The 23,715-nt window shown below is 46.5% G+C and carries 18 protein-coding genes; 12 read left to right on the top strand and 6 right to left on the bottom strand.

Annotated features, from left to right (window positions below; translation table 11 throughout):
• Positions 1–2 precede the first annotated feature (2 nt).
• Genes ACXAGC_RS14185 through ACXAGC_RS14175 form a run of 3 tightly spaced genes read left to right on the top strand, consistent with a single transcriptional unit; the run spans position 3 to position 4,910 of the window.
• On the top strand, positions 3–1,478 hold the full coding sequence (locus ACXAGC_RS14185; protein WP_474844903.1) for a peroxidase family protein: 1,476 nt from the start codon (positions 3–5) through the stop codon (positions 1,476–1,478).
• Between the two features lie 6 nt (positions 1,479–1,484).
• A complete protein-coding gene (locus ACXAGC_RS14180; protein ID WP_474844902.1) occupies positions 1,485–1,952 on the top strand; it encodes a hypothetical protein in 468 nt (155 codons plus the stop codon).
• A gap of 21 nt (positions 1,953–1,973) precedes the next feature.
• Positions 1,974–4,910, top strand: a complete 2,937-nt coding sequence (locus ACXAGC_RS14175; RefSeq protein WP_474844901.1) for a CHAT domain-containing protein — start codon at positions 1,974–1,976, stop codon at positions 4,908–4,910.
• On the opposite strand, the gene ACXAGC_RS14170 is transcribed toward ACXAGC_RS14175, so the two are convergent.
• Both ACXAGC_RS14170 and ACXAGC_RS14165 read right to left on the bottom strand, forming a co-directional pair.
• Complete coding sequence (locus tag ACXAGC_RS14170) at positions 4,907–6,262, bottom strand: O-antigen ligase family protein (RefSeq protein ID WP_474844900.1); 1,356 nt, start codon at positions 6,260–6,262, stop codon at positions 4,907–4,909. The two genes, ACXAGC_RS14175 and ACXAGC_RS14170, sit on opposite strands and share 4 nt — an antisense overlap.
• Positions 6,259–7,029, bottom strand: a complete 771-nt coding sequence (locus tag ACXAGC_RS14165) for a hypothetical protein (protein WP_474844899.1) — start codon at positions 7,027–7,029, stop codon at positions 6,259–6,261. The genes ACXAGC_RS14170 and ACXAGC_RS14165 overlap by 4 nt, the downstream gene beginning before the upstream one ends.
• A 760-nt stretch (positions 7,030–7,789) precedes the next feature.
• On the opposite strand from ACXAGC_RS14165, the gene ACXAGC_RS14160 reads away from it, so the two are divergent.
• The 4 genes from ACXAGC_RS14160 to ACXAGC_RS14145 are packed head-to-tail and all read left to right on the top strand — an operon-like array spanning position 7,790 to position 11,623.
• Positions 7,790–9,187 carry an undecaprenyl-phosphate glucose phosphotransferase gene (locus tag ACXAGC_RS14160; RefSeq protein WP_303573652.1) on the top strand — a complete coding sequence of 466 codons (1,398 nt, stop codon included), beginning with the start codon at positions 7,790–7,792 and terminating at the stop codon, positions 9,185–9,187.
• Positions 9,188–9,232: 45 nt separating this feature from the next.
• Positions 9,233–10,906 carry an ABC transporter ATP-binding protein gene (locus ACXAGC_RS14155; protein WP_474844898.1) on the top strand — a complete coding sequence of 558 codons (1,674 nt, stop codon included), beginning with the start codon at positions 9,233–9,235 and terminating at the stop codon, positions 10,904–10,906.
• A gap of 1 nt (position 10,907) precedes the next feature.
• Positions 10,908–11,171, top strand: a complete 264-nt coding sequence (locus ACXAGC_RS14150; RefSeq protein WP_303573650.1) for a PqqD family protein — start codon at positions 10,908–10,910, stop codon at positions 11,169–11,171.
• 2 nt (positions 11,172–11,173) lie between these two features.
• Positions 11,174–11,623 (top strand): lasso peptide biosynthesis B2 protein, encoded by a 450-nt coding sequence (locus ACXAGC_RS14145; RefSeq protein WP_474844897.1) that lies wholly within the window; start codon positions 11,174–11,176, stop codon positions 11,621–11,623.
• Here the strand turns inward: ACXAGC_RS14145 and ACXAGC_RS14140 are convergent.
• Complete coding sequence (locus ACXAGC_RS14140) at positions 11,620–13,308, bottom strand: asparagine synthase-related protein (protein ID WP_474844896.1); 1,689 nt, start codon at positions 13,306–13,308, stop codon at positions 11,620–11,622. The two genes, ACXAGC_RS14145 and ACXAGC_RS14140, sit on opposite strands and share 4 nt — an antisense overlap.
• A 376-nt stretch (positions 13,309–13,684) precedes the next feature.
• Here ACXAGC_RS14140 and ACXAGC_RS14135 point away from each other — a divergent pair, with 376 nt between their 5' ends.
• Both ACXAGC_RS14135 and ACXAGC_RS14130 read left to right on the top strand, forming a co-directional pair.
• On the top strand, positions 13,685–14,332 hold the full coding sequence (locus ACXAGC_RS14135; protein ID WP_119500219.1) for a PEP-CTERM sorting domain-containing protein: 648 nt from the start codon (positions 13,685–13,687) through the stop codon (positions 14,330–14,332).
• An 11-nt stretch (positions 14,333–14,343) separates the two neighbouring features.
• Positions 14,344–14,499, top strand: a complete 156-nt coding sequence (locus ACXAGC_RS14130; protein ID WP_119500220.1) for a lasso RiPP family leader peptide-containing protein — start codon at positions 14,344–14,346, stop codon at positions 14,497–14,499.
• Positions 14,500–14,591: 92 nt separating this feature from the next.
• Here the strand turns inward: ACXAGC_RS14130 and ACXAGC_RS14125 are convergent, their stop codons facing one another.
• Complete coding sequence (locus ACXAGC_RS14125; protein WP_474844895.1) at positions 14,592–15,557, bottom strand: hypothetical protein; 966 nt, start codon at positions 15,555–15,557, stop codon at positions 14,592–14,594.
• Positions 15,558–15,822: 265 nt separating this feature from the next.
• Between ACXAGC_RS14125 and ACXAGC_RS14120 the strand changes: the two genes are divergently transcribed.
• Positions 15,823–18,183 carry a TonB-dependent receptor domain-containing protein gene (locus tag ACXAGC_RS14120; RefSeq protein ID WP_474844894.1) on the top strand — a complete coding sequence of 787 codons (2,361 nt, stop codon included), beginning with the start codon at positions 15,823–15,825 and terminating at the stop codon, positions 18,181–18,183.
• A gap of 104 nt (positions 18,184–18,287) precedes the next feature.
• Here ACXAGC_RS14120 and ACXAGC_RS14115 read toward each other — a convergent pair whose 3' ends face one another.
• Complete coding sequence (locus tag ACXAGC_RS14115) at positions 18,288–21,137, bottom strand: ATP-binding protein (RefSeq protein WP_474844893.1); 2,850 nt, start codon at positions 21,135–21,137, stop codon at positions 18,288–18,290.
• Positions 21,134–22,312 (bottom strand): ABC transporter substrate-binding protein, encoded by a 1,179-nt coding sequence (locus tag ACXAGC_RS14110; protein ID WP_474844892.1) that lies wholly within the window; start codon positions 22,310–22,312, stop codon positions 21,134–21,136. Before ACXAGC_RS14110 ends, ACXAGC_RS14115 begins: the two co-directional genes overlap by 4 nt.
• Positions 22,313–22,488: 176 nt before the next feature.
• Here ACXAGC_RS14110 and ACXAGC_RS14105 point away from each other — a divergent pair, with 176 nt between their 5' ends.
• Both ACXAGC_RS14105 and ACXAGC_RS14100 read left to right on the top strand, forming a co-directional pair.
• Positions 22,489–23,004, top strand: coding sequence for a hypothetical protein (locus ACXAGC_RS14105; protein ID WP_474844891.1), 516 nt, complete (start codon positions 22,489–22,491; stop codon positions 23,002–23,004).
• An 18-nt stretch (positions 23,005–23,022) separates the two neighbouring features.
• Positions 23,023–23,712, top strand: a complete 690-nt coding sequence (locus tag ACXAGC_RS14100; RefSeq protein WP_474844890.1) for an aspartate/glutamate racemase family protein — start codon at positions 23,023–23,025, stop codon at positions 23,710–23,712.
• Positions 23,713–23,715 lie beyond the last annotated feature (3 nt).

Below are 23,715 nucleotides of genomic sequence, written 5' to 3'. Positions count from 1 at the left end.
AAATGGGTGGTGAAGATAGGGATTATCTTTTCGGAAAAACACGGATGCCGCTGCCTGATAAAGAGGAAATTGCAGAGATGGTGGCTGCAATTATTCCCTGGTCCGATCCGATTTCCGAAACGCCTGAGGCTCCTTACACCTCTGCTGGCATGCAAGCGTTATTGACACCGGTCAGTGAAAACCCTGTTCACCCTCCGGAGCCGGCAGGAAGCGAAAAAGTTGTCAAAATTCCTCTGAATCCCGGCAAGTTACCGGCAGGATTTACGTATTGGGGGCAGTGGATAGCCCACGACATTATCTCACCCACCCATCCGGCACAGAATCACTATTCATCAAGGCAGGTTTCTCCGGCTTTGAATATGGACAGCCTCTACGGTGAATCAGGGGGCTTACCTCCGCACTGGCTTACCGATGAACAGGGCTTTTTCAGATTGCCTGATAATGACTGGGATTGTCTGCGTGATAATTGCAATACGCCCCTGCTGTTTGAACCCCGTAATAACGACAATGCGATAATTCTTCAATTTCACAGTCAGTGGCAGCGCATTCACAACCGTATACTGGGAAGCTTATGTCAATCGCCGGAGCAAGACTTGCCCCATCTCTGCGAGGACGTGTCATGGTTTCGTAAAGCGCAACAAATTACTGTCGCTTTGTTTCACCATCTGGTTATTCATGAATGGTTACCTGCTATTCTGGACCGGCAGGTTTATGACTATTACTTTTCTGAACAGCCGCCCGCTGTCACCATACTCGGGAGCGACGAATACATTTCAAGAGTGCCCTATGAATTCAGTCACGCAGCGTTTCGTTTTGGGCACAGTATGGTGCGCGAAACCTATAAACTTCGTGGAAATGACAGTTTCACATTGCATGCACTGCTGACTCATCAGGCTGAAAGAGGAAAGGCCATTCCGCCCATTGACTGGTCATTGTTTTTCGGCGAGTTTGCTCAGGAAGTTCAGCCTATCAACTTAATTGTAGTGTCCGGCATGGGTGGGATACCGGTTTCCCGTAATATCGCAGAGCGTAATATTGCCGCTGGCATGAAAGCAGAATTAATGACTGTTCAGGAGTGTAAACAGTATCTTGAGGGAGAATACCCTGAACTGTTTAAGGGCTGCGGATTGACTATGGACGACAGCGAGTCACTGCTGACAGAGTTGAAGATGGATCCGATGAACCAGGCATCACTGTTTTATACCCTTCACAGGGAAAACCGCCTTCCGCTTTGGCCATTTTTGCTGGCCGAATCTTCCGCTCAGGAAGATAATCCTGGCCACAGAATGGGGAAACTGGGCAGCGTAATCATCGCTGATGTATTACTGCATGCTATCAATGCCGCGAAAAAACAGTTATTCCCGCTAAAAGAAACACAACAAGAACTCGCCATTTGTCTGGATCACTTCAGCAAGCAGTGTGGCGTAGAAAACGCAGCATCTCTTACTATGTCTGCAATTTTATATAAAAAGGAGTAAACCACCGTGGAGTCTTTGAAAGACGGATACTGGCAAACCAGTAAAGCCGGCGTCAACTATGTTAATCACCGCACAATTGTCCCTTCTTTAAGTAGTTATCACCCTGAAGGGCTGGGACAAAACTATCCGGTAAAGTTCATCTTTGATGAGAAAAAAGGCACTTACCAGGTGGTTCTTGGCGGGTTATGGAATGGTACCGCGCAAGCTATTATGAAACTCAGCGAATTTAAGGTTATTGATAAATCGGGTATTTTTATTTCTAACACTATTCCTTTAGATACAGCGCAAGGCACTGATGTGGCAGGTTTTAAATCGGTACGGGTATCTATTGTTGCCTATGAATATGAGCATGAAGAAAAAACGGTACGGGAGTACACGTCAACACTCGCCTGGTTGAGAGATGGCCCGGCGGTCAATGACGGTGATCCGTCAGAGCTCATTCTGACAAGCTATCGCTGGAAACACGACGACTAAAAAAACGGCAGGAACTGACGAATGCGTTTTTCTACAAGGAATTCATTTATTGCAGGTATGCTCCGCAGAGCAGGCTTTGCAGCGCCGGTCTTCTTTGTATTTGCGACGTCAGTTTTTGCTTCCTCTTCAGCTCCGCACACGTTGTGTGGGGAACCTGCCGGATGGGCTGCGCTTAATCAGGTTTATGAGCAGGATGGTGTTTTATTTCAATGTACCGGCCCTTCCGCGTCAGCGTTAAACGTCAATGACGTTCAGCAGGCCTCTTTATTAGCTTTAGTGGCAAAGTTTGATACCGTGTATGTTCAGCACGGCTTGTCACTGCCTGATGATTTTGCGGATCAGATTGGAGCGCTGTCTGTCAGTAGCAAAGACCCTTACTATCATGAGTGGTTGATAAGAAATCTGCTGATAAAACTGGAAAATATGGCCTACAGGGAAGCAGCTTCGCTTGCGGCGGAAGCTATTTCAAGGGATGTTTTCGCCGGGTCTGCTTATGAAAACACAATCAGGCTGATATACCTTCAAAGCACCTTTTCTATAGACCAGTACGATAAAGTTGCACAGGTTTGTACTTCCCCGGAGCTGCTGGGCAGCGCAAAAAACAATCAGCAGGAAGCCGCATTCTACGGTTTTTGTGGTTTTCATGATGTACTTTCTGAGGACTCGTCAGTCAGAGAGTCCGGATACGCACAGTTGCAACTTGGTAGCGCGAGGATAATGGCCGGTACCGATCCCCATCTTTGTGCACAAATAAATAATGGTCTGGCGAGTTATTTTCAGTCGGTAGCAGATTTACCCCGCACTGAACAGTTTCTGGAAGAGGGTATTGCCTGTTTACCTGCTCCGGAAAATTTACAACAGCAGGAGATGCTGGACGATCTCACCAACAATCTGGCCTGGGTATACCGGCATCAGGGGAAGCTGCCTGAGTACCTTGCCACACTCAGAGAGTCGGTTTACCGCCATACTTATAATCTGGCACCGGAAAAGCTTATCGTCAGCTATGCTAATCTGGGGCGGGCTTATATGCTGGTGGGAGATATTGAAAAATCTGAACGATATTATCAGCAGGTATTGCAGGTAAGTAATGCAGAAAACTTCACTACCGATTTCGTAGATACACTAATCTCTCTTGCCGGCATCGCGATTTCGAAAAATGATCTTGCATCCGCTCAAAGCTGGCTGGACGAACTGGCTCCTCTGCAGCGCACCAGACTTCAGGAATCACGATACGAGGTTTTATTTGCAAGAATAAGAGCACGACTGTCGCCTGCAGAGTTTGACGAAGACGCCTGTGTAAGAGCATTAGGACATCTCACCGGCCAGTATTCTGTGACTCAACGTTCACAGCTGATGAGTGACTGGCTGGAGGTGCTGTTACTGGTTAAGCGTTACGGGATGGCTAAAACACTGATAGAAGACATCAGTCAGCACCGCCGGATGACACTATCAGTGAGCCTGGCGCTTGCGAATGCCAGAATGACTCTGTTAAAGGCCGGTGGTGGCGAACATCTTCCTGAAATCGCCGGCATTTTTTACGATGCATTCGCCAGTATTACGGATGCTTCAACAAAATTCAGCAGTAATGAAACCGGGATGAGCTGGTTAAGTCAGTCCCGCAGACTGATCAACAATTACCTATCGGCCATTCTGCCTTCAGACGATGAGCGCATTATAGAGGAAGCTTTGTTTATCTCTGAAAGGTTCTCCGCGATCGTTTTCAACCGTCACAGAATGGCTCTGGCCAGCCAGAGTTATGAAAAAGTGGATGAGACATTGCAAAGCGAGTGGATGTTGGCAAACGCCGCTATGCCTGACCCTCAATCTTCAGCAGAGAATGATGATAAGCAATTTCTCAAAGATAAACTCTGGGAGCGTGTTCAACTGGCCGGCCAGCAACGGGAGCTTAGTGATAGTGAGCCTGTGCAGACATTCTCGTTAGATAAAATCCGTCAGAGCCTCGGAAATAAGCGGGCTATCCTGAAAATTTTTGCACTGGAGAATAAGAGTTGCGCCTATCTTATTTCAGGCCCTTACATAGAACAACAATGCGCATTCAGCCCGGATGCGCTGACTACGTGGATAAGCGGCAGGCTGACGGAGTATCATGGCTTTAAAACCCTGTATTTACTGCCTGAAGGGCCGTGGAGAAATAGTTCTTTTGCCGCTTTGAATGATAAAACCGGAACCCGCTATCTGGGGTTTGAAATGGGGATCGTCAGGATCCTGTCTCTGATGGACTATCAGAGCGCCGGAGATGTAAACAGCGCCGCCGGTAATATTGTTGCTTTTACCAATCCCTCTAATCCGTCACCTGAATATATGTCTGACAGTGAGGCAATGCAGTGGCGCGCAGGGTTTCCTCCGTTACCATGGACAGCGAGAGCTGCGGATGTACTGGCAACTTCCTTTCCTTCAGCCCCCTTACAAGTGTTTACCGGTGATGATGCAACAAACGAAAGCATCACTTCTGCGGCTGCAAGAGATGCTTCCTTATTGCATGTAGGCAGTCATGCCTGGTATTCGCCGGAGTCGCCGGAAACCGTGGGGCTGGTTACTGCAACAGGCGATGAAAATGAACATCAGGGCTATATCTCCTATGAAAATCTGTTCTCTCATGTTTTTCACAACCGTTTAGTCGTTATCAGCGCCTGTGAAACGGAAATGGGCAAATCCTATCAGGGGATCGGGATGAGAAGTTTAAGCCACGGATTTCTCTATCAGGGGGCCGGAGCAACCATTTCAACGCTCTGGAAAGTGCCGGACCGGGCAACAGCTGAATTTATGCAACATTTCTATGTTTCTTTGGCCGGTAACGGAGGCGACATCGCAGATGCCATGCGAAATGCCAGGGTGCTGCTGGCGTCAAAGCGTCGATTCCGCGATCCGAGATATTGGGGGGCCTTCGTGTTTACTGTCACCGGTCCTGACTACGAATTCCTGTCATTAGAGCATTAATCTGCTTTTATTCCGGAGTCCGGTACTGCAAACTTTTCGCACAATACGAATGCTGCTGTCAGTACCGTTATAAACAGCAAAGGCAGGAAGTATATTCCTGCATTAGTATCATAAGCGGCCTGAAATAAATAAGTCGCTATCGCTGCCCTGCAACCTGTCAGCAGGCCATTGAAGGCACAATCTACAGGCCTGAAAATCCGCCAGAGCATATACCCCAAAGGTAATGCCAGTATCAGGAAACCCACAATACCTGTTGTCGCCATGGTTTCGAGGTAGTCATTGTGAGCCCGCTTAGACATTTTAGAAATGCCCAGTGCCATCGGTTTGTAGACATGCTGAATATAAGGGTAAGTACCGGGACCTGTGCCTGTCACCGGATGATCACTGATAACACTGATAGCAGTATTTCTGAGGTGCATTCTGCCATTGTCGGCCATTTTCTGGTGAGCAAAACGGTCATACACAGATGACTGCATAAAAAGAACGGCAGCTGCCAGTAACATTACCACACCGGCGGCAATGCGCTTTACAGACAACCATTGTTTGACGAGTGATTTATGACGCAGCAGGAACAATGCGCCGGCGACTCCTGACCCGCCGGCTAAGGCGACAATAACGCCACGACTGCTGGTATTAATAAGGGTAAGAGTAAGCACTATCAGAGTCAGAATCAGCGTTACAGTAACCATTCGATTGCGGCGGCTTCTGATATTATCGGCCAGCATACCTGCAGAAAGTGCAATACCCAAAGCAATGTAAAGTGCATATTGGTTTTTATAGCTGAAGGTCCCTCTTATGCCGTCTTGCCACTTCAAATCCCATGGCGGAATGTTACCCACCAGTTCAAATTGACCTCCACTGAAGAAATTGAGCAAAGAATACAGTGCTGTGATGGTGCATCCGGTCACCAGAATAATAATTAGTTTGTGCAATCTCTCTTCAGAATGGCAAAGAAGCCATACCGAAAGCAAAAGTAGTGCTATTCCGAGAAATTTTATCCATTCAATCAGACTGGCCTGATAGTAAACCGTCATCCGTACTTCACTTTCCGGGCCATTTAACATGTACCAATGGCTCATGTGCGGGGACAAAAAGTCAGTGACGGTAGCGGGAAGCGGGATCAGATACAAGGCTGCGTATAACAGCCATGCTGCGAACATTATTAAAACGTAGCGGATGCTGCCTCTGAAATGGAAAGAGGATGAGAGAACGGAAAGTGCAAAAAAAACACTGATGCAAGCCGCAGCAAGGATCTGTTCCCATTTTAAATCAAGTCCGTGAAACCAGGGGAAAACTACAAACAGACTACCCAGCATTACAAAAGCAGCGCGATTTACAAACCTGTTTATCATTGATTTGCATCCGGATTGCCGGTAATCGCTTTTAATTTCGCCGTTGTTGCTCTGTCAGGTGAAATTTTTAAAAAAGGGCGTATCAAATTATGGGTTTTCATGGCCTGAACCAGAATACGTTTCACCGGCTGTTGTCTTAATCCGCTTTGAATAACAGGAAGGGCGAGCTCCTTAATATCTGCAGGTAATTCCTCCCAGTGCGCAATCAGATAGCGACCCGCATTAATTTGCACTTCTTCTTCATTTGGCGCCAGCGGTAGCCATGTTCTGAGTAAATTATGGTATGCGGTGACAGGTTGATCGTTTAAAGATGCATTCGCCATGGTAAGGGCAAATGCCTGATAATGTGCCGGCTGTAGTGCGTGAATTCTGGTGATAAACGCATTAAAAAACTCCGGCACGTTGTTTTCACCGCCAACCCGTGCAATCTGCAATTTGTGCAGGGCAAGTGAAGCCTGCAGATACGGGATCTCTGCTTCTCCCGGTTGCCGCATTGATAACCCGGTTAATGCTTCGCTGTAATTTTCAAACGGAATGAGTGAATCTCCGGGACCCGGGAGCGCTGACCGGGACAACGCTTTTTCACCGGAAATCGTTTCAGTCAGCCGGTGCAGTTCAACGTAATCTGACGCTAAAAACAAACACCAGCCGGCAAAAAGTAATGAGCCCGATGCCACAACTAGCCTTGTAAGCGATAGGGTAAGCGGCTCGAGTCCTTGATTTTCTTTGTTATCCAGAGTGACCTGATTCAAAATAGGGTACGCCATAAAGTAAGACTGGTGTGGCATCCGGCGGGACAGCGACCGGTTTACCTCGTATATCTACATTCTCGCAACTCGTATTCCGTTGCAACGAGTATTCCAGCTTTAGTAGTTCGGGAAAAGATTTAAAAAGTTGCGCTTTAGATGAAAGGTATAGGTAAAAAGCAAATGTAATTAAATTACACACTTTAAGTCTTTACGTAGGATCTGTATCCTCAAAGTGTCGTAAAAATTTACACTGAAAACATTAAAGCCCTTAGGAAAATTGTTTTTAGAAAAATTGAATATTCGCATTAATAGCCTTTAAACACCCAACATTTGTTTTGTGCCAGCTACTTAACTGCAAGTATTTAATTTGAGACTATCTGTTTTATGTTTATAAATGTTTCACAAGACAACATGAAATGTTCTTATTTTGTTAATTTTTGGTGAGTCTTTCACCTTGTTGTCAGCATTCTTTACAAAGCGAATTAAAGATACAAAATTTGGGCAGTAAAACACGCCGAAAATGGTCAGTTTCTGATGCATACATCAATATGTAACAATATGCTGTCAGGTTCACCTTATTATAAATAAAATAATTCACGCAGTTACTTCAAGGTTTTTTCACGGAAGAGATACATAGCCTTTAATTGAAAAAGTTGGTATTTGTTTTGCTTTGCTTAGACTAATGGAGCAGGCGCATTCACGAGACTTCAAACAAATACCGTGAGTAACCGAATTATAGTTACCCAAAATTTAACGTTACACGCAAGGATGGTTCATCATGGGAAACGGCTTCGTTAGAAACAACATAAATCAATTTGCCGTAGTATACCGCTTTGTTGATTTTCTGATCATCCAGCTCACTTTGCTGGCTGCATGTAATTTATATGGTGTGCCCATCGACGTGCACTATCATTTGCTTGGCCTGATTGGAAGTACTACCTACCTGCTGTCTGCTGAACTATTCTGGCTGTATCGTTCCTGGCGTTCAGGTACCTCTAAAGAACTGATTTTTTATACCGTTGTAAGCTGGTTTGTCAGTACTGTTGTGGTGCTTTCCTATCTCTTCCTGTCTAAAACGTCTGACGACTATTCCCGCGTTGCGTTGTCATCATGGGTTATCGTTGCCCCTGTTTTCCTGTGCTCCTGGCGTATGTTTATGCGGGCCTTCTTGTATCATGTGCGCAAGAAGGGCTTTAACAGCCGTTCCGTTGGTATTATAGGGATGAACGAGAATGCTGTTGCGCTGGCCAATGAGCTGAAACGTAACCCTCATACAGGTTTCAGAATCGACGGTATCTTCGATGATCGTGATACAGACCGTCTGGCGATTCCTGATGGTATGAAAGTAGAGGGCTCAATTAACGACGCCATTGCAGCAGTCAGAAATGGTGAGTTTGATCAAATATTCATAACATTGCCGATGACAGCCAACAAACGCATTGAACAAATTCTGCATCAGTTGGGTGATACAAACGCTGAAGTTCACTTCGTTCCGAATTTCTTCATGTACAACATGGTTCATTCCCGTCTTTGTAATATTGGTAATTTACAAACAATCAGTGTGTTCGATACGCCCATGCGCGGAGCGACAACTGCGATTAAACGTGCTGAAGATATTTTCCTCGCAACGTGCATTCTGGCTGTTATTGCAGTCCCTATGTTATTTATCGCAGCGGCTGTGAAGCTGACATCTAAAGGTCCGGTCATTTTCAAACAGAACCGGTACGGGGTAGACGGGAAGAAAATTAAAGTATGGAAATTCCGTTCTATGACCGTTACTGAAGATGGTGATAAAGTTACTCAGGCAACCAAAGGCGACGCCCGGATTACCAAAGTCGGTGCATTTTTACGCCGCACATCGTTGGATGAATTACCCCAGTTTATTAACGTTTTGCAGGGCTCAATGTCTGTTGTCGGTCCCCGTCCTCATGCTGTCGCGCACAATGAGATGTACCGCAAAACTGTTAAATATTACATGCTGCGTCACAGAATCAAGCCGGGTATCACGGGGTGGGCGCAGGTAAATGGCTGGCGTGGTGAAACAGACACCGTTGAAAAAATGCAAATGCGTGTGCAGTACGATCTGGAATATATTCGAAACTGGTCTTTGTGGCTCGACTTTAAAATTGTTATCTTTACTTTCTTTAAAGGCTTCGTGGGCAAAAACGTTTATTAACGGGTCTTCTCCCGAAGTCAGTTGCAGTAACAGTATCGGATAAACATGTGGACTAAAAGCCTGTACTTTGGCAGGAACATATTTCGGCACTACAGGCTTAGTTTTCTGTTTATCTTCGCCATCCTGATGGCAGAAACTGCTCTTAATCTTACTATTCCTTATGTTGTTGGTAAGCAATCAGCCGCCGCAGTAAACAGCAATTTCACTTCTTTAAACGAACTCACACTTTACCTTGCAGCATGGTGTGTGCTTTTCGCTGTTCAGTCACTCCTGAAATTCTTTTCTACTTACCAGTTGAATGTATTGGGGGCCAGGTTAATGGCCAACCTTAGCTGCAGGTTATATGACCACGTGCAAATCATGCCGATGAAGTATTTTCAGAATACGAATAAGGGCGATGTGTTATCGCTGCTTACCTACGATTTAGGAACAGTGAGTTATTTCGTTACCAGTGTTCTGACAACCTTACTTCCCAATGTACTGGTGCTGGTGGGGAGTGTGGTCATGATGTATCTGATTGAACCACTGGTCGCCGTGCTTATCATCACCCTTGTGCCTCTGGTTTATGTCGTGACCAAACTGGTTGGCAGGCAGATTCATCCTCTGTCTAAACAAATTGTCCAGAAGCAGGCCGATACACTGGCTATTGCCAGTGAGAATATCAGCACAATTTCCCTGATAAAGTCGTTTAACCGCGAAGAGGCAGAGTCCAGCAGGTATAAATCTCATACAGGTGAAGTGCTGTCATTAAGAACCAGACAATTTCGTTATCAGGCCATGCTGCCGCCGCTGATTCAGTTTCTCGCCTCAGTGTGTATTATCACAATTATCGGGGTATGTTTGTTGCAGTTTAAAGCGGGCAAAATTGATGTATCAGACATTGTCAGTTTGCTTCTTTACGGCATGATTTTTACACGGCCCGTAAGTGCGCTCGCCGGGTTATACGGGCAGACGATGCAGATGAGTGGTGCTTTATCACGTTTACTCGCAATGCACGCTCAGGAAAGGGAGCCTACAGAAACAGGGCTTGCTGAACTGGCTGCAGAAAGAGGCGAGGTGCGTTTCGACAATGTCTGTTTTTCCTATCAGGACAATGCAGATATATTGTCAGATATTTCTTTTACATTAAAGGCCGGTGAAACGGCGTTGATAACGGGTGAGAACGGGGCAGGTAAATCTACCTTGTTGCACTTACTCATGCGCTTCTTTGAGCCGTCCAGGGGACATATCAGCATTGACGGTCAGGATATTTTTAAAGTCACCACCACGTCAGTGCGGGCTTGTATAGGTCATGTCTCTCAGGATGTCGTATTATGCAATGGCAGTATTCTTGATAACATTACTTACGGTGTTGAGAAACCAGAACCGGATGATATCGATAAAGTATGCAAATTGTCCGGACTTACTCATATTGTGGCGAAGATGCCGGCAGGAATGAGCACTTTAGTCGGCGAAGGCGGTATCAGGCTATCTGGCGGGCAAAGGCAACGTATCGCTCTGGCCAGAGCATTACTGAAACGGCCAAAAATCTTATTGTTCGACGAACCTACATCGATGCTGGATGAGGGAGGAAGACACCGTTTTAAAGACGAATTTGAACATCTCTTTAAGCACTATACGGTATTGATGATTTCCCATGACCCTACAATTGCCGATGTGGCAGACCGGTTGTTTGAATTGCAAAACCGGACATTAACTGAATTGGTAGTAAAGGAATAACATGACAGCTTATAAATTGAAAGAAGACGTCCTCGCTCAAAAAGTCGTCGATGAAATGGTGATCCTTGAGCCGGAGAACGGTGAGTATTTTACAGTTAACGGTGTCGGCACCGAGATGATTTCATTACTTGAAGAGGGCAAAGATGAGGATGATGTGGTATCAGCAATGGTATCCCGTTTTGATGTATCTGAAGATGAAGTCAGGAAGGACTACGCTGAGCTTGTGACTTCGCTCCTTGAACAGGGTCTCATTGAGAAAGTGTAAGCATGATGGCAGGTGCTTTCTTTCGATTACCGTTGAGCCATAAAAAGCTTTTCATTAAGGCATGGCTGATGTTTCTGATATGGGACTGGCGTATTTCAAAACAGCCGTATCAAAAATGGAAAGGACATATTTTTACCCCGGATCAATTTCAAAGTACGAAAACGCCGCTTCCTGAATCGTTTATCTCTGTCATTGAGAAGGCGGGCAGGCATCATATCCGGAAAATGAATTGCCTGAGAAGGTGTCTGGTGACCATGTCATTACTCAATGACCTTCAAATTTATCCCGGGTTACATTTCGGGGTGCGGGTAACGGCGGGGAAAACGGAGGCCCACTGCTGGCTGACACATGACGGCATAATCATTAATGATAGTCATGATGTTGTCAGCACTTATACAGAATTGAGAACGAAAAAAGGAAGTGAGCAGGCTTTTCTCAGCGCTTTGACTTAAACATGAAATGCCTGAATCCAGCGCTGGGTCAGGATGACAAACAACAGGTCCACATGTACACCGCCATGCCGGTTATATACCGCATCATCAAAAGCTTTAAGCACTTTCTTATTATCAATCAGTCCACGATCGCTCAGATACGGGTGTGACAAACATGCCCGGAGCTCACCAGCATTTTCTCTGACAAGATTGCCGAAATGATGATCAAAGGTGGTTTTCGTTTGACGCCAACATACTGAATCCGGCAAATGGCGGCTCATCGCATTACGTAAGACGAATTTTGGATAAGGCCCGCGTATCAGTTGTGAGGGTGGCACTGCGAAAGAAAACTCAGCAAGCCGGTAATCGAAGAAAGGATGCTTCACCTCTATATCAAATTCGGCAGCAATGGCATCGTAAGATCTGACAGAATTGAACGTGGTAGTCGTTTTGAGCGCAAAGTATCTGGCATGGCTGGCTGGTTCTTTGACAGGATCAAAAGGATTATGGAACCCGAAAGCTTCGTTGGCCAGCAGGCGAGATTTATCTGTTAACCAGGCTGGTAGTGGCAGCACACCGGGTGTTTTTCCTTTCAGACGTTTGGCCATATTCAACAAGGCAGTGGGTACGAAAGGTTTAATGAAGAGTTCACGGGCAACAGATTTAAAAGACATGCCAGTTTCTACGCAGGCTTTGTACACTTCAGTTAGAACACCCCATTCCCCTTCACGCAAACGCTGGGTGTATGCACTGGCATGCCCCCAGCAAATTTCGTCGCCCCCGTTTCCGGTAAACAGTTTACTGATACCCATTTGCTTTAAATCTGAGAGTTCATCCCGGTAACGGGGAGACAGAACAATACCCGGATGATCAAAATGTGGCGGGTAAAGACTCAGAAAATTACGATATCGTGATTTGTCCACATCCTGAAAATGAAACTCTTCTAACTGAAGATATTCGCGCATGTCACGGATTAATTCTGTCTCATCTGATTTAGGATCGTGCTTATAGTAATGCGAAACCGCAATACAGCGGCGTTTATGCTGCTTCTGATACTGGTGTACAAGAGAGGTAACCGAGGTAGAGTCCATCCCGCCGCTCATCTGGCAACCCGCTACTTCTGTTGTTCCAGTGTATTCTTCCACCACAGAAATAAAGAGCTCGCGAAATGCAGTCGCATACTCATCATCACTGGTGAGTCTGATCCGGTTTTCCGGTTCAATATCCCAATATTGATGACTTGTTACCTTATCCTTACTGCATCGCAGGTAGTGGCCTGCCGGCAATATCTGCAGCCCTGAATAAATACTTAGCTGAGGGACTGGCTGACCGGCAAGCCATCCGGCTATCGCAGTGTCTGAAAGTACCGGCTTTAGTCCGGATACATTCAGCGCATGAGCAGCACTGTTACTGATGACGGTGAAATCAGGTGTAGACACGAAGTACAGAGTAGTCAGAGAAAGCGCGTCCGTACCGATGATAACAGCATCATTTTCGAGTTGTATAAAAAATGGACAGTTTATAGATGCTAACTTTTCTGCAGTCCGCTCGTCTGCCTGAACGGGTAATTTAGTGTCACCACTGTTTGAAAAACCACTAAGTCTGCCGTTGCGAACAAAGCAATGGGTAAAAAGCTGGCTTTCAAGCCCGCCGGACTGAAGCGGACCCGGGGACTTATGGCTGTATATGAAGAGAAATGGTTTCACAAAGTTCCGTCTTGTTGCGTAAATGCACCATTACTGAGCGATCAGACAAAGTAACAGGTTCTGCTGAGTATGCCTGAATGCTAACATTAATAAAATCTGGAGAAAAATTAACATTGCCAATTTAACTTCATAATTTATAATCTGTTTTCTGCGTCAGTTCGGGAGAAAAATCGGTGCAGCAGATATGATCTGAAAGGATCTGTCTGAATTTTTTACAGATCTGTTTGTAAATATCATCCATTAACATCAAATTCACATTACTATTTTTTAAATAATTGAAAATATTAATATTTTTAAATGTGGCGTGATGCTTGCTTTTCTATTGTGTACAACAATAATTTATACCACGTAGTTTTATACTTACAAGGAATATGGAATGAAAAAGTCGGCTTTACTTGGGGCAGCAGCAGCCCTGCTTTTAAGCGGTCAAGCTTCAGCTAGCTACATCAGCACTGTCACCGGCGCTGACATGGCAGGCATGGAAGTGACTGTTACTTACTCTGACCTGAGCACTGAGACGTTAACTTGGGGTGTAACCTCAAGCGACGCGACTGTACCTTATATGGAAGGTTACAGCGGCGGCGTTACCGGTACTTCGTGGTCTTTAACACAAACTGGCGATACTATCGCTGATCAGCCTCCTGGTGCCGCATATGTTTACGGTGCATGGACTTTCACCTATGACGGTACTGGCCTGAGCATTGCATCTGTTTATGTTGATGCATATGCTGCTGATGTTGTTTTTGATACTGTTTCAGGCGATGCGAGTGCTAATGGATCTCTTGCTGGTCGTGAACTGGTTACAGACGGTTATGTGTTAGATGCTTCATATTCAATGAATATTGAAGACGAGCTTTTTGGTGGTTTAACACTGAGTGGCGTTAGCGGTAACCTGATGGACGCTGCAGGCAGCTTCCAGTTTGTTGTTGATACAGACAAAGTAGCTGTACCAGCACCTGCAACTCTGGGTATCTTTGCCGCTGCTCTAGGATTTATGGGCTTCAACCGCCGTAAAAAGGCATAAGGATAGAAAACATGAAAACTTTTGAAAATGCTTCCGAAAGCAAACAAGAGTATGTAAAGCCGGAACTGCAAAAAGTAGGTACCCTGGCTGAACTGACTGAAGGTTTCGCAGGTAGCATTCCTGACGAACAAGGCGGTCAGACTAAGCGTAACCCATTCCAGGGTTAAGTTGATCGAATAAAAAAAGGCCAGTCATACGACTGGCCTTTTTGTTTTGCTCTGCAGCATGTATCCGTACCCATCATTCAAGCGCTGCGTCTCTACCCGTTCTTCGCTGAAATCCATTCATTAATTTGCCTGCAAACTTCAGTCAGTCGTTCAAGTCCATCAGGATATTTTATTTCATAAACCGGAAGCGTATTTATCAACGTAGCAAGTGAGCCAACCCGTTGTTTGTCGATTCCCAGCGCTTTATAAGCGTCACCCAGCATGCTGTTTTGCATGAGTAATATGAGCGCTTTACTATTGGCTATGCGTGTTATTTCAACAGGTCCGGTATAATTCTCAGCTCTGTTTAGAAAATACAATGCACTTATTTGAGCGGGTTTATCTTCTGACATCTGCCCGGCGAAAGTGATTTCATTTTTTGCGAAGCGATCGTGTACTTTCTTAACCGTTGTTTTATCAAATGAGGCACTGTCTGCAAAATACTCTGTGCTATCTGGCCACAGACGAACTTTAGGCCAGCTGGGATATACTGAAAAAGCATTGCCGTCAGAAAACAGGGCTGCCATGTCATCAGTCGTGAGAGTAAATCCTTCGTGAGTTAATGCTGTGGTTAATGTCGACTTCCCGGTCCTGCTGGGAGCAAGAAACAGATGCGCCCGTCCTTCTTTTACCAGCGTATTAGCATGCAGGCAAAGGTGACCTTTTTGTTCAAGAAAAACAGATAAACCGATAGTTTGCAGGTAGTGAGCAGGTCCTGTGCCATTGGCATGCCAGTCCACTTTTATGCCTTCTTCAGTGAATTCGAATGCACCTTTGCCTTCGCAATCAATCATCAGCACCTGCCGGTCATTTTCCCGGTGGAGCTTGATTGTTGATGTATACCTTTCACCTTTGTCGGTCAGTTTCCATACCGCACTTTCTTGTGATGGTGATTCGACTTTGCCACTACTGAGCCGCAGTGCGTATTTGTTCTTTATTGCCGGCATTGAATCCGTAAATAAACTCACCCCGTGCAAGGGCACACTGCAAAGTGAATAAAGCGCCGTATTGTTATCCATTCCATTTCTACTTCAGATATTGAATTGCCGCAACACACTTAGCAGTGCTACTCCGTAAAGCGCGCATCAATGTGCTTTTGATTGATTGTACAGTAATTAAATCAGGAATGATCCGCTGAAGCCACAGGAAGGAAGCTTTCTTGCAGATCCGGAGGTCAAGTTTTCGTAATCAAACAGTCAACGAATCAAAACAACCTTGTCATATTCCCTGCGTACGCTCTTCGCGATTCACTTTTAATCAGAAGAATAAGCGCAAGGAAAACACATGAAACACACTCTCACTTGTAAGAAGCATATACTGGCGATCTCTGTACTGTCAGCAATCGCAGCAAGCACCTCAAATGCTTTTGCCGAAGAGATGGCTGCAGAGTCACGTGATGGCGAAGTTATTGAAGAAATTCAGGTTATCGGCCGCAGCGTGTCTTATGCCAACAACGCCACCGACGAAAACATGAAACAGCAGCAAACGGCGATGACCAGCGTGCTGGCGACAATTGATAACCTGCCGGGTGTCCTGATTAACGAAGGCGATACATTCGGTGCCGATGACTGGTCTACCAGTATTTCCATTCGTGGTTTTCAGGTGGATCTGGATCAGCAACAAATCGGTATGACGGTAGACGGTATCGCTAACGGTAATTCAAACTACGGTGGCGGCTCGAAGGCCAACCGTTATATGGATACAGAAAACCTGCGGGCGGTAGAGGTGTCTCAGGGAACGGCTGATATCGCTTCCCGTTCGAACGAAGCACTGGGTGGTACGCTTAACTTCACAACCATTAACCCCGGTACAGAAGAAGGTCTTATCCTGAGTGGTACGCTGGCTGAATATGAAGGTCAGAAAATCTATGCCCGTTATGAAACCGGAGAGCTGGTAAAAGACACCTACGCATGGGTGAGTGTATCGTCACAGGACAGTTCAGACTGGATGGATCAGGCGGCCGAAAATACCCGTGACCACTTTGCTGCCAAAGTTATCAGCTATGTGAGTGGTATCGATTTTACCGGCTATGTCTCTTACGACGATACTCACGAAGACAACTATCAGCGCATTTATGGCAACGAACAATTTGCCCAGAACCCGGAATGGGACCAGCTTACCAGTGACTGGTCGGGTGTGCCTTATCAGGATCAGGCATATCGCCGCGGATGGTCAACATTGCGTGAGAACTTTTTCACCTATCTGAAAGCTGATATGTCGGTAGGCGCAGTGGATTTCAGTGCCAACGTTTATTACCACAATCAGGAAGGGCGGGGCGACTGGTTGCCTCCTTACGTGGTTGATGTAACTGACGACGGGCTGAATCAGCCTAATTCTGAACTGGTTTCGGGTAACACGGTATACGGCGGTTCTCAGTTAGGTCAGCTTTTCTATGTGTCTCCTGAAGGCGCGGCGTTATCGCCTGCAACAGGCTGTGTCAGCTCGCTTAAATTCCCTTACGGCGGCAGTTCTGCCGAATACGATCCTGCCTGTTACGACAGCAGCGCAGTGCCAGTGGGCTCTTATCGTCATACGCATTACAAAAAGGAACGCACCGGCTTCAACGCTGACATGATCTGGAATACACAGATTGGCGATATGGACAACGTGTTACGTGCAGGCTTGTGGTATGAAGATTACAACCGCGAAGAATCACGTGACTGGCACAAGATCATCGATTCGAAAACCAGTTTCTATTATGACCACATTCCTTACTGGGTGCAGTACAGCCGTGAATTCCCGGTTGAAACCATCATGTATTACCTTGAAGACGAGCTGGACCTGGGCGTGGCAAAAGTACGCCTTGGTGCTAAGCAATTCAATGTAGACGTAAAGAAAAACGATTTGTTTGATGCCAATAACAACCTGGCTGTATCGTCTGATTCTGATGTGCTGTTCTCTGCCGGTTTTGTTGCCCCTCTGGCTGACAACCTGGAATTCTTCGGTGGCTTCGCGCAAAACTACGCAGCAATCAAAGATGCAGTGCTTGAGCGTGATGACGCTGACTTGTCAGTGATTGAGCCTGAAACTGCAGACAATATAGACCTGGGTGTGCGCTACTCAACCCCGGGCCTTAACGCCAGCCTGACGTACTACACAATCAAATTTGATAACCGCATTCGTTTTGTCAGTGCCGAGCAGTCTGAAGGGATCGATTTCCTTGAAGAAGGTGCCGGTGGTTATGTTAATGACGGTGGTGTTGAGTCAGACGGTATTGAAGCATCCGTACAATGGCAGGCGACGGAATACCTGAGCGTGTACGCATCGTATACCTACAACAATTCTGAATATGCAGAATCCCGTTACGAAGATATTGAAGGCAATACTGTTCTTGGCACCGCAAAAGACATGGCTGTTCTTAGCCTGGACTATGCGAAAAGCAATTACATTGCCGGTCTGAGCACAAAGTATGTGGGCCCCCGGTTTATGGACCAGGCGAATCTGACAGAAGTTGAGGAGTATGTGGTCAGCGACTTCTACGCAGGTGTCGTGCTGGACAATGTGGCAAGTGGCATTAAATCACTGGATGTACGCTTAACGGTTAATAACCTGTTTGACGAGAGCTATCTGGGCACAGTAGTCGCCGGTGCAGGCTGGATTGGTGCACCGAGAACAGCCGCGATAAACGTGAAAGCGGCATTTTAAAACGCTTTGAAAGTGTAGCAAAGGCCGGAAATTCCGGCCTTGTTTGTCTCTGAGAAAGTGTTCAGCAGTTTTCATGACCTGAACGTGGATAAAACAGCTAACCTTCAGCACATCCGTGCAACAGCACTCAGTAAGTCTTCTGCGGAAAAAGGTTTGCTTATGTAATCGTCCATCCCGGCTGCTTCACAGCGTTCTTTGTCACCCTTCATGGCATTAGCGGTAAGGGCAATGACCGGTACATTCAGGTATTTCTCGCCGGCGTCTCCGGCGCGAATACGCCGTGTTGTTTCAAATCCGTCCATTTCCGGCATGTGACAATCCATCAGGATCACATCAAAAGTCAGCTTCATTCTGTTCAACGCTTCCAGCGCTTCTTTACCGTTGCGGGCTGTCATGGTTTTATGCTGGCTCAGGTGTTCTCTGGCAATAAGCTGGTTTATTTCATTGTCTTCGACGATGAGAATTTTGGCGCAGAAGTCTTTAGCCGGAAGCAGAGGGGCAGGGGCCTTAGAGTCGTTGTGGCTTTGTGCCGGTTGTGTATCTTCAGCATTACCCTGAAGCATCACAAAGCTGAAACAGCTGCCACGGCCCTTCTCGCTGGTGACGGTTAAATCTCCGCCCATCAACTGACATAACTGCCTGCTGATGGATAACCCAAGCCCGGTACCACCAAATTTACGGGTTGTGGACACGTCTTCCTGGCTGAATACTTCAAAGATGCTGTCCAGATTCTCAGGTGCAATACCTATGCCGGTATCTTCGACATCTCCCCGTAACGCCCATTTCTGTTTGTCACCAACAGTCAGAGCAATGCGCAGAGTAATGGTACCTTCTGATGTAAATTTCACTGCATTGCTTAGCAGGTTACCCAGTACCTGTCGTAATCTTACCGGATCGCCGGTGACCATAGTCTGACCATTCAGATCGCTTTCCAGTTTCAGTGTCAGTCCTTTCTCACCACAACTGATACAGAACTGGTCGTAAATGGTTTTTATCAGCAGTTCCAGATTAAACGGAATGGCTTCAAGATTGAGCTGACCCGCCTCGATTTTCGAGAAATCGAGTATGTCGTCCACAATGTGCTGCAAGTTCTTAAGACTGTCCTTTGCCAAATCGACATAGCGTCTCTGTGTACTGTCCAGCGGTGTTTTATTCACCAGTTGCAGTGCACCTGATACACCATGCAGCGGGGTGCGGACTTCATGACTCATGCTGGCAAGGAAGCCGGATTTCAAACGGGCAGATTCTTCTGCCTTTAAGCGGGCGTCTTCAAGATACTGCCTTGTTCGCTCACGGTCTGTAACATCCTGAAAGAAAGCCACGAAATGCGTTAGCTTATCCTCAGTGTAGACGGGTGTCAGGATCAACTGGTTGTAGAAAACAGAACCGTCTTTCTTATGACAAATCAGCATTTCGTCAAAGGCATGACCATGTCGGAGGGCATATTTAATTTTATGCAGCTGACTTGTTTCAGCTTTCATCTGATTTAACATCAGGAACGTCTGGCCCATGACCTCATCTTCATCAAAGCCGGTGATCAGACTAAAATGAGGATTAACGTAGATGGCAGGGAAGCCCGCTTCCTGAGCATCGACAATGAGTATCGACACTGTGGCAGATTTCATGGCATGACTGATTACATTTATCTGATTTTCCAGCACCCGCCGCTGAGTCAGGTCATTGCCCACCAGAATACTGCCAACCTGCTTACGCTCATCGTCTATCAGAGGAAGCACCCGCCAGCTTAAAGTGACCGGCTTCTTGTCATTTAAAGAGGCATAATGGCCGGTAAGAGACTGTTTATCACCGGATAAGTCGCCTTTTATATCTCTGAGGGTGTTGTCTGACAAATCATAATAAAGGGCGTATCGCTTATAAGCACGGTTCGCCAGAATGTTGTCACCGGTTTCGTCCTGCACAACCAGGATCTCTTCCAGTGAATCCAGCACATTCGAAAATTGTTTGTTGGACAGGGAGATAGTAGATAAATTGATGATTAATTGATTGAACGCTGTCCGGATCTCGTTAAGTTCTGCAGGTTCATTTTCACTGCCGGTGCTGGTTCCTCCTTTCTTCCTGCTGGTACTGCGCTGAATATCATCGTGAAGCTGGCGCAGGGTCACTGCGCTCAGTTTTGCAGCATGACTGGATGCGTAAACACTCACGATCACTGCAAAGGCCAGGGTGATCAAAATTGCCGGAATTAACCAGAGTACATTAGAGTAAGCTTCCAGTGCCGGCGCCTGACTGATAAGAGTCAGTCCACGCCATTGCTCTGATTCAGACTCCCAACCGGAATAGGCTGCATGGTCAAATAGACTGCCTGGTCTGAACATCGCCGGTTTATTTGAATAAAGGATCTTCCCTTCATTGTCGAGAATTAACTGGCTTGCATCACTGTCCCGTTGATAAATTAATGCTTGCAGAGCCGGAATATGGAGTACCAGTGCACCTTCTGCTGAATCCGCAAGTAATACTGGTACCGCGATAATTGCGCCGTCACCGGAAATATTATTGTAAGGTTTCGATTCGTTCAGTACCGTTTCCTGCCACGCGCTGGCCATCGATGCCGGCACCTGACCTTCCCAGTTGTTTGTGATGAGCGGTTCACCATTAAACTGAAACAATCCGAGACTGAAAGATCGGGCACGGGTAAAGCGCAAAGACTCAAAAAAGATGGGCAGATAATTCTGCCGCTGCTGAATATCAATAAAACTGTTTATCAGCAGGTCGTTAGCCGCGATACCCTCCATTAGCTGTTGCGTGCTGTCGAGGGTGAATGTGAGATCTGCCTTAAGGTGTGAGATATAGGTTTGCTGTTCATTCGCCACCTGCTTCTGTACCACATAAAAAATACACAGGCACAAGATTATGCTGACAGCAATCAGTGCGACTAATAGCCGTGGGAGTATGGTTTGCTGCAGCTGGGTATACAGCGAGGGGCGGGTACTCACCGGATATCTGAAACCGGGATAAGGTGTCCGTCTTCGTTAAACATCGCCATAAAATAATCCTCCGCCATTAATGCATCATGCATATTTTCCGTAAACGCCGGCGCATATTGTTTCACTGCGCCTTGCAACACCGGCAAGTTCTCAAGGGCCTGACGAACAGCATCAGCTTCAACAGAGCCGGCTTTTTTCACTGCAGCAATCAAAATATGGACCAGATCATAGCTATGAGCAAGGCCCACAACAGCCGGAATTGCCTGTGGAGCAATATCGTCATAACGTTCGCGGTACGCTTTCAGTAAATAAGCAGAGCGGCTATTGTTCTGATATAAAAAGCTGAAAGTTTGAATGACAGACAAATCGAGTTTAGATAGATCTGTCAGGCCTATTTCCGCGACAAAATCCCCACCTGCCAGACCCCAGTGAGCAATTATCGGCATTTCTGCTGCTTCCAGTTTGAGCAGAGTTTTGCTGACAACAGCAGCTTCAGGCGCATTAGATACAAGAATAATAGCCCGTGCACCAGACTGGATAATCGCCGACATCTCATTAGTAAAATCTGTCTGCCGCCAGTTTATCCATTGTGTGCTCACGATTTTCAGGCCCTGTTGTTCAGCCGCTTTGGATAATGATGTTAAATTTGAACGACCCCAGCCTGTACGCTCAAGTACCAGGGCAATTTCTTTAACTCCCCGTTCTCTGGCTGTCTTTATCAGAACTTCCCCTGCCTGCTCATCACGGATGGAGACACGAAAAACGTTGTTTGGCGTGTAATGATTATCGACCAGTGATGTACCAGCGGCCCAGGGGCTCAGGAACAGCATATTGTTCTTATGCACAGCATCCAGCTCGGCCAGGGCTACCGGTGTGTGTACGCCACCAAAGATAGCCAGTAAATTCTGCCGCTTTGCCAGTTGTTCAACGTTATATACGCCGCGGGCCGGGTTACCACGGTGATCCGTTGTGACCAGTGAGAGCTGGTGACCAAGAACGCCGCCATTGTCGTTGACTTCTGAGATGGCAATTTCCATTCCCCGGCGTATCGCGGTTCCGCCTTCCACGGCAACAGCACTGAGATCGGCATCGAGTGCCAGTACCAGCTGCGCTTTTTCCTGTGCCACGGCCTCGCTGCCGGCACCTGTCAGAGTAAGCAGAAAGATTAATAGAAATCTGGTCATATTCAGTCACGGAAACGTAAAGGAAAACGGTTGTTTAAAAAGGGTTCGGGATTATATTAGTATTTGCATGTGATTCTGCAATTAGACAAAGGATGGTGGAATTTATCAGAATAAAAACTTGCACCTTTCAGGATAGAGACTTAGTTTTAACGTATAACAAATAAATCAAAATTAGCGTGCAAAATCATTATCCTCCTACCATTTTGGATGTCGAAGCCAGCGGATTCGGCAGCGGCAGTTTTCCCATCGAAATCGGTGTGAAGCGTTCTGATGGTGCGCGTTTTTGCCGTTTGATAAAACCCTATAAGAGATGGACGCACTGGAACAGCGAGGCCGAATCTTTACACGGCATAACCCGTGATGTGCTTTCCCAATACGGTATTGACGGCAGGGAAGTGTGCATTCAGCTCAATGCCTTCATGCAAAACAGTACCGCTTATTCGGACGGCTGGGTAGTGGATTATCCCTGGCTGATAAAACTCTATGCAGAAGCTGGTATAGAGATGAACTTTAAGCTGACAGCGCTGGAATACCTGTTATCTGAAAACCAGATGCAACACTGGCATGAAGTGAAACAGTCTCTGGTCAATCAGCAGTGTGTTAAACGCCATCGTGCCAGTGTAGATGCGGAGCTCATCCAGCAAACCTTCATGACTACAGCATCCATGCCGATGCCGGTACTGGCAAGATAATACGGACAAGGAACTTCAATGAAGCAGATTGGTATTATCGGTGGCATGAGCTGGGAATCATCGGCAACGTATTACCGCCTGATCAACAGCTATGTGAAGCAACGTCTGGGTGGGCTGCACAGCGCACGCATATTAATGAACAGCGTGGATTTCGCAGAGATTAGCCAGTGGCAGCATGAAAATAACTGGGATGCACTTACCCGGGCGATGGTTCAGGCAGCAAAACAACTGGAAGCCGGCGGCGCAGACGGCGTTGCTATTGCGACTAATACGATGCACAAAGTCGCTCCTGAAGTAGAAAAGGCGCTGAACATACCCTTACTCCATATTGCTGATGCGACAGCCAGTGTGTGCAGGCGCGGGGGTATAAATAAAGCAGCTCTGACAGGCACCCGGTTTACCATGGAACAGCCTTTTTACACTGAGCGCCTTCAAGACTTCGGGATCAATGTGCTGACGCCGGACATGGCCGGCCGGCAGGTCATTCATGACATCATTTATAATGAACTGTGCAAAGGCGAAACACGGGCATCCTCAAAAGAGATTTATCAGCAAATTATTGAGCAAATGGCAGCAGACGGTGCGCAGGCTGTCATTCTCGGCTGCACGGAAATTGGTATGTTGATAAAGGCCGGAGATGTCAGTATTCCGGTACTGGATACCACTGAAATTCATTGCGAAAGCATTGTGGATTTTATGCTGGGTTAACGC

The organism is Alteromonas sp. AWJ4_197, from assembly GCF_056160285.1.
Note: the sequence above shows the minus strand (reverse complement) of the source record. Positions and strands in the feature narration are given on the sequence as shown.